Source organism: Streptomyces sp. NPDC059718 (genome assembly GCF_042733315.1).
GTDB lineage: Bacteria > Actinomycetota > Actinomycetes > Streptomycetales > Streptomycetaceae > Actinacidiphila.
Map to the genome: position 1 here is coordinate 1 of NZ_JBHWGA010000063.1, position 13,097 is coordinate 13,097.

General features: G+C 69.2%; 8 protein-coding genes and 2 pseudogenes. 5 read left to right on the plus strand and 5 right to left on the minus strand.

Annotated elements, in window-relative coordinates; all coding sequences use genetic code 11:
- From ACFV3E_RS41275 to ACFV3E_RS41295, 5 genes and pseudogenes are all read right to left on the minus strand, one after another.
- A partial coding sequence (locus tag ACFV3E_RS41275; protein WP_500540886.1) for an FAD-dependent oxidoreductase occupies positions 1 to 929 on the minus strand: 929 nt, incomplete at its 3' end.
- A gap of 1,491 nt (positions 930 to 2,420) precedes the next feature.
- A complete protein-coding gene (locus ACFV3E_RS41280) occupies positions 2,421 to 3,413 on the minus strand; it encodes a S66 peptidase family protein (protein ID WP_500540888.1) in 993 nt (330 codons plus the stop codon).
- 291 nt (positions 3,414 to 3,704) lie between these two features.
- Positions 3,705 to 3,878 (minus strand): annotated as a pseudogene (locus ACFV3E_RS41285) (IS630 family transposase); the annotation flags it as partial.
- Positions 3,879 to 4,056: 178 nt separating this feature from the next.
- Positions 4,057 to 4,464 (minus strand): peptide-methionine (R)-S-oxide reductase MsrB, encoded by a 408-nt coding sequence (gene msrB / locus ACFV3E_RS41290; RefSeq protein WP_500540890.1) that lies wholly within the window; start codon positions 4,462 to 4,464, stop codon positions 4,057 to 4,059.
- 398 nt (positions 4,465 to 4,862) lie between these two features.
- Positions 4,863 to 5,093, minus strand: a pseudogene (locus ACFV3E_RS41295) (PNPOx family protein); the annotation flags it as partial.
- Positions 5,094 to 5,158: 65 nt separating this feature from the next.
- On the opposite strand from ACFV3E_RS41295, the gene ACFV3E_RS41300 reads away from it, so the two are divergent.
- The 5 genes from ACFV3E_RS41300 (at position 5,159) to ACFV3E_RS41320 (ending at position 12,978) form a co-directional block, all read left to right on the plus strand.
- The gene (locus tag ACFV3E_RS41300) at positions 5,159 to 6,499 is read left to right on the plus strand and encodes an aminotransferase class I/II-fold pyridoxal phosphate-dependent enzyme (protein WP_500540892.1); all 1,341 of its coding nucleotides are present in this window, start codon (positions 5,159 to 5,161) and stop codon (positions 6,497 to 6,499) included.
- Between the two features lie 859 nt (positions 6,500 to 7,358).
- A complete protein-coding gene (locus tag ACFV3E_RS41305) occupies positions 7,359 to 8,558 on the plus strand; it encodes an epoxide hydrolase family protein (protein ID WP_500540894.1) in 1,200 nt (399 codons plus the stop codon).
- A gap of 584 nt (positions 8,559 to 9,142) precedes the next feature.
- On the plus strand, positions 9,143 to 9,655 hold the full coding sequence (gene msrA / locus ACFV3E_RS41310) for a peptide-methionine (S)-S-oxide reductase MsrA (RefSeq protein WP_500540896.1): 513 nt from the start codon (positions 9,143 to 9,145) through the stop codon (positions 9,653 to 9,655).
- 780 nt (positions 9,656 to 10,435) lie between these two features.
- Positions 10,436 to 11,638 carry an epoxide hydrolase family protein gene (locus ACFV3E_RS41315; protein WP_500540898.1) on the plus strand — a complete coding sequence of 401 codons (1,203 nt, stop codon included), beginning with the start codon at positions 10,436 to 10,438 and terminating at the stop codon, positions 11,636 to 11,638.
- Between the two features lie 443 nt (positions 11,639 to 12,081).
- Positions 12,082 to 12,978 (plus strand): Bax inhibitor-1/YccA family protein, encoded by an 897-nt coding sequence (locus ACFV3E_RS41320; protein ID WP_500540900.1) that lies wholly within the window; start codon positions 12,082 to 12,084, stop codon positions 12,976 to 12,978.
- The last annotated feature ends 119 nt before the right edge of the window (positions 12,979 to 13,097 follow it).

Here is a 13,097-nt window from a genome sequence, read left to right on the forward strand (position 1 = left end):
GCGTACAACCAGCCGTCGGCGACGCCGGTCACCCGGAAGGTGTCGTCCACCTTCAGCCAGTCGCCCGGGGTGAGGCCTATCGTCTCCAGGCCCAGGTCCCAGGTGTTGGGGGCGCGGCCGGTGGCGAACAGGATCTCGTCCGCCACCAGGTGCCCGCCGTCGGCAAGGGCGATCTGGACCTCGCCGTTCTCACGCGCCAGGCGGGCCACGCAGGTGGTGAACCGGACGTCGACGCCGGCCTCCCGCAGGCCGTCGGTCACCAGCCGGCCGGCGAAGGATTCCATCCGCTGCAGCAGCCCGTCCTCGAGAACCAGCATGGTCACCTGGGAGCCGAGCGCCTGCCAGGCGGTGGCCATCTCGACGGCCACCACGCCGCCGCCGACGATGGCCAGGCGTGAGGGGACCGTGCCGGCGCTGGTTGCCTCACAGCTGGTCCACGCACGGACGGTGTCCAGGCCGGGAACCGCCGGCACAGCCGCGTGGGTGCCGGTGGCCAAGGCCACGGCGTGCCGCGCCGAGAGCGTGATCGCATCCCCGCCGGCAGTCTGGACGCGGACCGTTCGGGGGCCGTCGAGCCGGCCGTGGCCGCGGATCAGATCGACGGACACCGACTCCAGCCAGCCGGCCTGGTCCTCGTCCTTCCAGCAGGAGGCCATCTTGTCGCGGTGAGCCAGGACCGCCCCGGCGTCCAGCGGCCCGGCGACCGCCCGACCAAGCCCCGGCACCCGGCGTGCGTCGGCCTGCGCCACCACCGGGCGCAGCAGCGCCTTGCCGGGGTCGAAGGCCCCAAAGGAGCACTCGCCGCCCGGCAGTTCACGCTCCACGATCACGGTGCTCAGCCCGGCGGCGCGAGCGCGTTCGGCCACGTTCTCGCCCACCGGCCCCGCGCCGATGACGATCACGTCGTAGGTGCGGGTGGTCTCGTTCATCACTGCTCCGTACGGGTGTGGGGGGACTGGGGTCAAGCTGGTGCAGGCCCGGATGACTGCCGGCACGGCGCTCACGGGCGCCTGCAGCGGAAAGGGCGGGGCGGGCGGCCCCTCGACGGGCCTCCGTGCCGCCTGCCGGGGGGCGTGGGGGAGCGTGCCGGTCGGCCGCGCCCCGCAGGCATCCGGCACCTGCCGGGAGAACCGGGGCCGTGCACCGTTCCGTCAGGCTGTGCCGGTGCCGTATCAGGCGGGACCGGCGGCCGGCCGCACAGCCCGGTCCGGCGCCGGGTGGTGGGGCGGACGGGGCGAAGTCAGCGGCCGGGGAGCCGCTTCTTCACGTCCTGGAGCACCCAGCCGTTGCCGGAGACGGAAGGACGATCATTTCGAGCTTCAGGTCCATGGAGATGTCCTTCCGACAGCGATTCCTGACAGGTGAAACGGCAGCACTCGGTGCGCCGCGTGTTCATCGATGTGAGGGCGCCGGCACAGCGGCGCGTACAGCCCGGCTGCCACAACGGGCACATGAGATCGGGCAGGGGGTCAGCCGATTGCAGTCGGCTCCGACCCACACCGAAAAGGTACGTGGCATTTAACTTTGGTGCAAGCAACGCTTGCAAATTTAACTATTGCCAAAGGTGTTTTCTTGATCGGAAAATGCTTCACCGGGCGGCAATTCCCGGGGTTTCCACGGGTCGCAGTGGTTGTGTTCCTTTGCGGGCACCGCTGGTCCCACGTCCTGATGGGACCGGGCGTACTGGTCCCTGGCGTCACGTGAACCCCTTCCGTGCGGCCCATTCGCCGCCGGCGCATACTGCAGCCCAGTTGACAGGCGTTGTGCCCGCCGGCGAACAGCACCGTGCCGCAATGGCCCGCCGGGTCAGCCCTGGGAGAAGCGTGTGGCTGCCGGGTGGGCGGGCCCATTGACCGGGCACAGGTGGGAAGGGACGGAACGGAGGTGCTTTCCCCCGTCCAGCGGTGACGTGCAGGAGGCCCGGAGCACCTGCGAGGACAGCACACCCGGTTCGGCGAGCGACGTCCGCAGCGCCCTCGAACAGCGTTCCGGTTCCACCGCTGGGAACTTCTCGGCACACTGCGTCGCCTCTTCGATGCGCGAGCGGACGCGGCTGACTTCCTGCGGCCCGACGCCCGGCGTCTCACCGTCCACCCCGGATGCCTCCCCGTGGCATCGGCCCCTCACCCGCGGTGCGGATCCATGGCGTGGTCGTCGGCCATGACGGATGTGATGTGATCGGCCGCCGGGGCGCGATGGCTTGGCTGGTGCTGTGACCGCATGCGTTCACCGGGTTGGTGATCCCTGGCGTCCGGTGCTGAGCTTCCAGATCGACACGAGCCGGCAGGTGTTCGTGGCTCCTCCGCTTGCAGGCCGGACAAGCGGCTCAGGGCGGGGGTCACCGAAGCGTGTGTTGGCCCCGGGGGTGCTGCCGGGGGCCGTCGGCCCACTGGTTCACGCTGCTCGGCCGGCCGGTCCCGTCATCGCGTGCGGCCCACGGCCGGTTCGAGTAGCGACAACGTCCGCTGCCGCGCATCGAGGCCGACGCGGATACCGACCGGCATGGGCAGATTCGGCCCGGCGTGCCCGAACTCGACGTTGCCCAGGACCGGGATGTCACGGTCGCCGAGGACGTCGAGGACGATCTCGGGCAGGCTAGGGGAGGCGCCGGGCTCGAGTCCGCTGATCTCGCGCGGCACGCCCACGACCATGCCGGAGATCCGGTCGAGGATGCCGCAGTGCCGCATCACCTGCAGATAGCTCCACACATGCGATGCCGTGCCGCCCATCTCCTCCCAGAACAGCACCGCACCGTCGAACCATGGGAGCGGCAGTGCGAAGCGTGTCGCCTGCGCCAGCACGATGCGATTGATCACCCCGCCGATCAGCCGACCCTCCACACGACCGGGACGCCAGCACTCCCACGACGGGCTCGCGGGCAGCGCTCCGATCGCCTCGGTACCGGTCAGCAACCTGGCGTAGAGCTTCTCGAGTTCCGCTTGGCGCGCCACGGGCGCGGACTGCCAGTGTCCGCCGAAGCCGGGGACGGCCATGTCGGCATGGAACCCGACCAGACCCGTGCGCGCGTAGAGCACGAGATGCAGCAGCGAGATGTCGCTGTAGCCGAGGATCGGCTTGGGGTCGGCTCTGATCGCCTGGACGTCGATCAGGTCAAGGTAGCCGAGCGCCGTCTGGCTCGCGACGATCGCGCGCACCTCAGGATCACGCAGAAGACCATTGAGTTCCCCGGCGATGACCGCCGGCGTGGCCGCGCTCCACCAATGGCGGCGTCCTGCTTCGAGTAGCGGAGCCCGGTGCACCCGGAATCCCATCCGCTCGAGCACCACCACCGTCTGCTCGACGTTGGGCTCGTAAGCGGCCGGCAGCGGACCGGACAGCGATGCGATGACCACGAGGTCTTTGGGCCTCAGGGCATGCGGTCGAAGCAGTTGAGGCCGTGCAGAACCGGTCATGGCGTCAGTGTCGCCGGTGCCATGGGCAGGGTCACGCGACTTTCGCCGGTCGCCCGCCCCGGCGAAAGGCCCTTCTCCCTGCGGATGCACGCGTCCTCGCGGCGCTGGGCCCGCGAGGACATCCCGATGGCCGGCGTTGGTGGTGCGCCAACGCAGGCAGGCATGCAGGGCGCACGTCTGGACGGCGGGGTTGCAGTGGTTGCGAGTTGGCGACGGTGAACTGCCGCGAGTGGCCCGAGGTGGGCCTCGATCGGGTTGGCCCAGGACGGGTTAAGCCGGGGTGAAGCACACCTCGTCGGCCCGGACCGGCTGCGCGATCACCGGGACCCGGTTCCCGCCGGCCGAGGCCGGCAGCATCATCGCGCGCCGGTAGCGCACCGAACTGGTGCTGCCCCGGCGCACGATCTGCTGCAGCTTCTGCCCGTCCTGGTCGGTCAACCTGCCCACACGGACAGGTTCTGCCACCACACCCCCGACGATCGAGCGGACGTCACCGCACATCCAACCGCCACGACCGGCAACCCGGCGAACCATCCCGGTCAGAGCACTGGATGGGGCCGGCGGCACACGCGGAGAACGGACCGTCGGCCAGGAGGACGCATGTCTTCCCCGGCGCGTGCGTCGACAGCGCGCTAGGTGATGATCAGCTCTCGTCGGTTGTCAGACGCAGCGAGATGCTGTTGATGCAGTAGCGCTGGTCGGTCGGGGTGGCAAAGCCCTCTCCCTCGAAAACGTGCCCGAGGTGAGAGCCGCAGCGAGCACAGCGGACCTCGGTCTGCACCATGCCGTAGGACCGGTCTTCGGCCAGTTCGACTGCGTCGCTGTCCTTCGGGTCGTAGAAGGAGGGCCAGCCGCAGCCGGAGTCGAACTTTTCCGCGGAGGTGAACAGTTCAGCGCCGCAGGCGCGGCAGGAGTAGACGCCTGTCGTTTTGGTGTCGGTGTACTCGCCGGTGAAAGGCGTCTCCGTGGCGGCGCGGCGCAGGACCTGGTACTCGGAAGGAGTCAGTTCGGCGCGCCACTGCTCGTCCGGCTTTTCGATGTCATACGGCACAGAAGTCGATCCTTACAGCAGAGTCGGGAAGAAGGAGAGGTGCGGGGTTGGCTGCAAGCCGAGGGACTGACCTTGGGACATACATCCCTTTTCCGACACCTGTGTGGTGTAAACAGCCCATGGATCCGGGGTGTTCCGGCCGCCCGGAACGGCAGCCGTGACCCCTGTCACCCGCATCCGAGGTGCGACTCACCGGCTGCGCCGGCAGTTTGACTCGGTGCTGCAACGCGGCAGGCGCTGATGAGGAGACGCAGCAGCCGAAAGACCGATCCGGTCCGGCCGACGCGCTCCACGTCAAGTCACGTTGCTCCGAACCAATGTGCGCAACTCCTCAACGACGCCGTTCCGGTGACGGAGGGTGACATGCGAGACCTGTATCAGCGTCCGGTGCGCACCTGGTGGGCGGCGGACCGGGCCGGCACGAGCCCGTCCACGTGCGTGACGGTCGGGCACACGGCGAGTCCGGTGTCCTCGCCGGCGCCGCGCGCGTAGAGGGCCGGCAGCACGACCGGCGCCCCGCCGCGGACGAAACCGAGGTGGCAGAGACAGTCCGCGTCGAGGATCGCATGCACCGGTTCGCGGCCGTACGCGGCGCGCTCGCGGCTGCGGGTCGGGACCGTGCGGTCAGTGGCGGCGCAGGCACACCGGAGGGGAGCGGGGGAGGGATAACACGATCCTTTTGAACTAGCGCATAATGGATATTGTGATAGGAGAGTACACGTTTACCGGTCGGGGCGCGGCGGAGATCGCGGCGAGCGTCGAGCGGGCCGTCGGACAGGGCACGCTCGCGCCGGGCACCGCTCTCCCACCGCTGCGGGAGCTCGCCACCGAACTGGGCGTCAACCCCAACACCGTCGCCGCCGCCTACCGCCTGCTGCGCGACCGCGGCGTCATCGAGACCGCGGGCCGGCGCGGCAGCCGGGTGCGGCCGCGCCCCGCCATCACCGCGCACGACGAGATCCGCCTGGAGGTGCCGCCCGGAGTGCGCGACCTGTCCGCAGGCAACCCGGACCCCGCGCTGCTCCCCCCGCTCGGCGAGGCACTGGCCGAGGCGGCCGCCCGGCACGCCCGGCAACCCATGCTGTACGGACAGGCTCCACTCGATGACGAGCTGGGCCGTCTGGCCCGCGCCGCCTTCGACGCCGACGGCGTCCCCGACGGCCCGGTCGGCCTCAGCTCCGGATCGCTCGACGCCATGGAGCGCGCGCTCACCGCCCACCTGCGACCCGGCGACGCGGTGGCGGTGGAGGACCCCGGCTGGGGCAGCGTCTTCGACCTCGTCCCCGCCCTCGGGCTGCGGCCGGTCCCGATCGGCGTCGACGACGACGGCCCCCTGCCGCACGACGTGGACGCCGCCCTGCGGCAGGGCGCGCGGGCGCTGATCGTCACCGACCGCGGCCAGAACCCCACCGGCGCCACGATCTCGGCCGCCCGAGCCCAGGACCTGCGCGCCATCCTCACGGACCACCCGCAGGTCCTCGTCATCGACGACGACCACGTGCACGGACTCACCGAACTGCCACTCCACCCGCTCGCCGGCAGTACACGGCACTGGATGCTGGTCCGCTCGACCGCCAAGGCCTACGGCCCCGACCTGCGCCTGGCCGTCCTCACCGGCGACCCCCTGACCCTCGACCGGCTCCGCGGCCGCTACCGCCTCGGGCCCGGCTGGGTCAGCCACCTGCTCCAGCACACCGTCGCCCATCTCTGGCGCACCGACGCCGTGGACGTCGCGGCGGTCTCCGCCGCCTACGCCGCGCGCCGCGACGCTCTCGTGCGGGCACTGGCCGACCGCGGAGTCCCGGCCTACGGCCGCAGCAGCATGAACGTCTGGGTGCCGGTACCGGAGGAGACCGGGGTGGTGACCCGACTGCTGCAGGCCGGCTGGGCGGTCGCACCCGGCGCGCGCTTCCGGCTCTCCTCGCCGCCCGGCATCCGCATCACCATCTCGCCCCTCACCGCGGACGAGGTGCCGGCCCTGGCCGACGCCGTCACCGCCGCGATCCGCCCGCACCGCACCGCACGCTTCGGCTGACGAGCCGCACCGGGCGCCGGGACGGCGGCGTCCGGCAAGCACCCCCAGAACACCGATGCTGAAACGGCAACGCCTTCCCCCGCCGCCCCCCCCGCCGCCCACCGGGCGACAGCCGATGCCAGGACCGCCGCCCAGGCACCCTCTGCCGGGACCAGCAACCGGACACGGCCGCACACCCAGGCCACCGCACCGTGCGGCGGCCTTCGGTATCCGCCCACGGTCCGGGGCCCGGCAGGCCGGGCACAGCTACCGAAGGCCTGGCTGAGGGCGGCCATGCCGGAAGGGCAGACGCACCATTGCTGCGTCCGGTAACGACGCCGAGTGCCGGCTCGTCGCACACTTCACACGCCGAAGGGGGCGGTCGGCGCCTTCGCCGTCCGGCTGACCGTACGGGTCCGACGGGGCGGCCGGTCCGAGGTAGGCCGCTTGGCACCATGCCGGCGGCAGCGGGGCGCCCGCCGGGCTCGGTGGAACGAGGCGTCGCACCTGTGAAGTCCGGATGTGTTTTCCGCAAGAGCTCGATGCAGCCCGGATCGAATGTCGTCAATCGCCGCAGCCGCCCGCACCCCGGGGCGGCAACGCCGAAGGTACGCGGTAAGTCGAATGACTGGCCGTGACACAGGCGATGTACCGCGTCAGGTTACCGGGGAAGCACGACACCGCCCCTGCGGAATCTAGGTCACGTGCCAGATTACCGAGGCGGCATCTCGTGACCATCATGGAAGTGCGCCGGAAAGAAGGGCCGGGTCACACGGTCCCAGCGCCGGCCGGCGAGAAAGACGAGTCGCGGATACGCCCGCGAACTCGGCGTCACATCCCGCCTTCTCCTGCACATAACGCAGACATCAAGGAGACCACCATGTCCGTCACCCCTGACCAGCACGCAATCCGTCCGTTCACCTTCGAGTTCCCGGAGTCGGAGCTCGAGGCACTGCGTGCACGCATTGAGGCGACGCGCTTCCCCGAGAAGGAGACCGTCGCCGACCATTCGCAGGGCGTGCCGCTGGAGACGATGCGCGAACTCGCGCGCTACTGGGCCACGGAGTACGACTGGCGCAAGGTCGAGGCGAAGCTGAAGGCCCTGCCGCACTTCATCACCGAGATCGACGGCCTGGACATCCACTTCATCCACGTCCGTTCCAAGCACGAGAACGCCCTGCCGATGATCGTCACCCACGGATGGCCCGGCTCGATCATCGAGCAGCTGAAGATCATCGAGCCGCTCACCAACCCGACGGCCCACGGCGGCGACGCCTCGGACGCCTTCGACCTGGTGATCCCCTCGATGCCCGGCTACGGGTTCTCGGGCAAGCCGACCTCGGCCGGCTGGGACGCCGAGCACATCGCGCGTGCCTGGGGCGAGCTGATGACGCGCCTGGGCTACACCAAGTACGTGGCGCAGGGCGGCGACTGGGGTGCGATCATCTCCGACCTCATGGGCGTTCAGGAGCCCGACGGGCTGGCCGGCATCCACGTCAACCTGCCCGGCACGGTTCCGCCCGCCGTCGAGCAGGCGCTCGCGGTCGGCAACCCGCTGCCCCGCGACGTCGTTCTGGCCAACGATGAGGAGAAGCGCGCGGTCGAGCAGGTCGGCCACCTGTACCAGAACATCGCCCAGTTCCTCATGATGGCCTCGCGCCCGCAGTCGCTGGCCGCACTCGCGGATTCGCCCGTCGGCCTGGCGGCCTACCTGCTCGACCACGACGCGCCGAGCCTGGAGATGATCTCCCGGGCCTTCGCCGGACAGACCGAAGGCCTCACCCGAGACGACGTCCTGGACAACATCACGCTCTTCTGGCTGACGAACACCGGGATATCCGCAGCGCGTCTCTACGCGGAGAACAAGACCCCGTTCCTCGGCGCCAAGGGCGTCAACATCCCGGTCGCCGTCAGCGTCTTCCCCGACGAGGTCTACCAGGCCCCCAAGAGCTGGGCAGAGCAGGCCTACCCGAACCTCGTCCACTACAACAGGCTCGACGAGGGCGGCCACTTCGCCGCCTGGGAGCAGCCTGAGCAGCTCGTGAACGAGGTCCGTGCGGGCTTCCGCTCCCTGCGGTAATCCATCGTCGACAACCCACTGCACGGACCCCAGCCCGCCGGGGCGGCCGAGCGGCTCCTCATCGAGCCACCTGGCCGCCCCGGGCCACGCGGCCACGCCACGCACCAGGTCCACGAACACCCCGAACACGAACGCCTGAACAACGGGCACCGGGCCGATTCTCCTACGGCCCCCTCAAACGGCGGGTCCCGCACCCCCTTGCTCCGGCCCCGCGCCCCGACAGCGGGGGACCGGAGCGCGGGACCCGTCCCCTTTCGCGAACTCGGCGCCTTCCCTGGGCGCAGATGCGACGCCCTGGACAAGGCGGGCAGAGCATGTCGCCTGCGACAGCTACACCCGGACAAACCGATCGGTGTTGTCCTTGCGGTGCGCGGACGGCCTCCGACCGTTCCCCGAAGCGTCCCGGAGGGCCGCCGCGTCTGCTGCGACGGGTGGCCGGAAACCCGTTGAGCGTGGCCATGGGCGCAGCGGACGGTGATGCCGGGCGCGTGAGTTGCCCGGAAGCACGTATCGGGCCGTCGCCTCTGGCCGACATCGGTAGGTATGGGCGTGTGTTCCCGAACATGGAAGAAGGACGAACAGGGATGACTGAATTCCAGCAAAAGGCATGGCTTGCGGGCGGCTGCTTCTGGGGCATGCAGGATCTGCTCCGGACGCTTCCCGGCGTCGTGAGTACCCGGGTGGGATACAGCGGCGGCGACATGCCCCATCCGACCTATGTCAACCATGGAAATCATGCAGAGTCGATCGAGATCACTTTCGACTCTGCCGTCACCGACTACCGCACCATCCTGGAATATTTCTTCCAGATCCATGACCCCACGACGAAGAACCGGCAGGGAAACGACGTCGGCGTCGACTACCGCTCGATCATCTTCCCTCTCGACGGCGAGCAGCGGCGGATCGCTGAGGACACCATCGCGGATGTCGAGGCGTCTGGTCTGTGGCCGGGGACTGTGGTGACCGAAGTCGTGCCGGCCGACACCTTCTGGGAAGCCGAGCCGGAGCATCAGGATTACTTGAGACGTTATCCGGACGGCTACACCTGTCACTTTCCGCGCCCGAACTGGCGGCTGCCGAAACGGGCAGACGCCTGAGGCGTCTTCCGCGCGAGTGGACCGGGCGCAAGCCCGCAGGCCCGAGTGGCTCGTCATTTCCGCCCTCCACGCAACGGGTCGGAATCGAGCGTTCGCCAAGCTTCCTGCGGCGCACCGGGCAGTGTCTGACTGCATGACGGTTGCGTCGTGTCCGCGTGAGGGTCCCCGCCTGAAAGTAGGCGGGGACCCTCACGGCGTTGCAAGGGCGCTGCTGCAACCGAGCCGCCCGCTGTCCTCGTTCGCTCTGGCCCACGGGCGGTGCGTTGGGGGAGTGGGCGGCCGCCAAGCTGTGTCGGCGGCTCATCGCCGAACCTGAAAGCTTCGCCAAGGGGTCCGGTGCAGACATCGTCGTTCCTGTCGCCTGGCCGTGCAACTGCCCTGGTGTCATTCGGTTTGCGGGGGCGCAAACACGGCGCAGTTCCGGCACCGCCCTGACAAGTGATCCCCTTCGCGACCGCACGCAATGACGCGGCAACTCCCTTGCTAGGCGCCGGTCACCACGGCGGCGACCGCGGGATTCCATCACATGACTGCTCTGACGCCCGCCGACGGCACCACGTCACGTTACCTAGGAAAAACATCACCGCCTCTGCGGAATCTAGGTCACTTTCCAGATTACCGATGCGGCAACCCAGGCCCATCATGGAAGTGCGCCGGAAGGCAGAGCAGGCCTCGGCCCGCAGCGCCGGCAAGCGGGATTGACAACGTGCGGATACGTCAGCGAACTCGACGTCACATCCCCCTCCTTCTGCACATCACTTAGACATCGTGGAGACCAACATGTCCGTCACCCCTGACCGGGATGCGATCCGTCCGTTCACGTTCGACTTCCCGGAGTCGGAACTCGAGGACCTGCGCGCACGGATCATCGCGACGCGCTTCCCCGAGAAGGAGACCGTCGCCGACCAGTCGCAGGGCACCCCGCTGGCCACCCTTCAGGAGCTGGCGCGGTACTGGGCCACGGAGTACGACTGGAGCAAGGCCGAGGCGAAGCTGAAGGCCCTGCCGCACTTCATCACCGAGATCGACGGCCTGGACATCCACTTCATCCACGTCCGCTCCAAGCACGAGAACGCCCTGCCGCTGATCGTCACCCACGGATGGCCGGGCACGATCATCGAGCAGATGAAGCTCATCGAGCCGCTCACCAACCCGACCGCCCACGGCGGCGACGCCTCGGACGCCTTCCACCTGGTGATCCCCTCGATGCCCGGCTACGGCTTCTCCGGCAAGCCGACCTCGACCGGCTGGGACCCCGAGCGCATCGCCCAGGCCTGGGCCGAGCTGATGAAGCGCCTGGGCTACACCAAGTACGTCGCGCAGGGCGGCGACTGGGGTGCGCTCATCACCGAAATGATGGGCGTGCACGAGCCCGAGGGCCTCGTCGGTATCCACACCAATCTGGCATGTGTGTTCCCGCCCGTCATCGAGCAGGCCGTATCGGCCGGCAACCCCCTGCCGCCCGGCGTGGTCCTGGTGAACGACGAGGAGAAGCGTGCCGTCGAGCAGCTGGACTTCTTCTACAAGCACGTCTACTACGCCTACATGATGGCCTCCCGCCCGCAGACGCTGACCGGCCTGGCGGATTCTCCGGTCGGCCTGGCGGCCTTCCTGCTCGACCACGACGCGGCCAGCCTGGACATGATCTCCCGGGCCTTCGACGGGGTGACCGAGGGCCTGTCCCGGGACGACGTCCTGGACAACATCACGCTCTACTGGCTGACGAACACCGCGATCTCCGCTTCCCGTCTGTACGCCGAGAACCGGATCTCCCCGTTCTTCGCACCGAAGGGCGTCAAGCTCCCGGTCGCCGTGAGCGTCTTCCCCGACGAGCTCTTCCAGCCCCCGAAGAGCTGGACCGAGCAGGCCTACCCCAACCTCGTCCACTACAACAGGCTCGACGAGGGCGGCCACTTCGCCGCCTGGGAGCAGCCGGCCCTGTTCGTGAACGAGCTCCGCGCGGGCTTCCGGTCCCTTCGCTAGCAGACCGTGCCCGACCTGACGCACCGCCTCTAGCCCCCGGGGCGGCTGCGCGACTCGGCCCCCCCCAGTCGCACAGCCGCCCCGGGACACGCGGCCACACCGCCGCGCCGCGCCCATCCCGAACGCCAACCGCCGGCCCTCGCCGCCGAGGAGCCGACCGGGCGTGGGAGCGCCGTACTCGGACACGCGGACCAAGGCACAGTTTGCCGGCGCGCGATGCTCAGCGGGCGCTTCGGGAAACGACGGACCCGAGCACACTCCGCGTGCTCGCGCCCTGAGGTTTCCCGTACGGCACGTGGCGTGATCCCCAACGTGAGCCTCCGGCACCTGTGTCACATGTCATCGATGAACGCCGTTTTGAGGCATCCCCCAGGGCCGGTATTCGGATCCCCAGATCCGTCTCGAGACCGGACCGGGGGTGCAACCGCAGAGGAATGAGTGAGATGAAGAGCAGCAATCCTGTCTTCTCGCGAGGGGTGTTCAACCGCAGCAACAGCTACGCGGGCCTCAACGAGCAGAACCCGCACGCCGATGGCTCTGCCGCGGACAACCCCTACGCGCAGGGCACGGCCAACCGGAGCGCGCCCGTGCACCACGCGGACGCTGCGCCCGACGCCGGGCCCGCTGCTCTGCCGCAGGTCTTCGGCACGGCGATGACCATCGATGATGTCGTCGCCCGCACGGCAACGACACTCGGCGTGGTGGTGCTTGGCGCCGTCCTTGCGTGGGTGCTGCTGCCTGTCGATGAGGCCAACCTGGGCACGTCGTACGGCATCGCGGTCGGAGCCGCCCTACTGGCCTTCGGCCTGTCGCTCGTCCAAACATTCAAGGCCAAGCCGGTCCCGGCACTGATCCTGGCGTACGCAGCGTTCGAAGGCATCTTCCTCGGCACCATCTCCAGCGCCACCTCCACCTACATCAGCCCCGGCGTGGTGATCCAGACCGTGCTCGGCACGATGGCGGTCTTCGCCGGCACGCTGATCGCATACAAAAGACGCTGGATCCGCGTCACCCGACGTTTCTACGGTTTCGCGATGGCCGCCGCGATGGGCTTCTTGCTGCTCACCGTCGCCAACCTGCTGATTTCCGCCTTCGCCGGTGGTGACGGCCTGGGCCTTCGCAGCGGCGGCCTTGGCATCCTCTTCGGCGTCATCGGCATCATCCTCGGCGCGTGCTTCCTGGCCCTGGACTTCAAACAGGTCGAGGACGGCATAGCCCACGGAGCCCCGCGCGAGGAGTCCTGGCTGGCGGCCTTCGGCCTCACACTGACCCTGGTGTGGATCTACGTGGAGGCGTTGCAACTGTTCTCCATCCTCAACGGCGGTGACAAGTCGGCCTGACAAACCGCTCCTCCATCGATCACGGCGTCGGTGTGAGAGCGACTTCCCGGTCGTCAGCCGGTCGGGCGGGTACGGCCGTCTGTAGGGACGAAGCCCGCTTCGCGGAGCCTGGCCGTTGT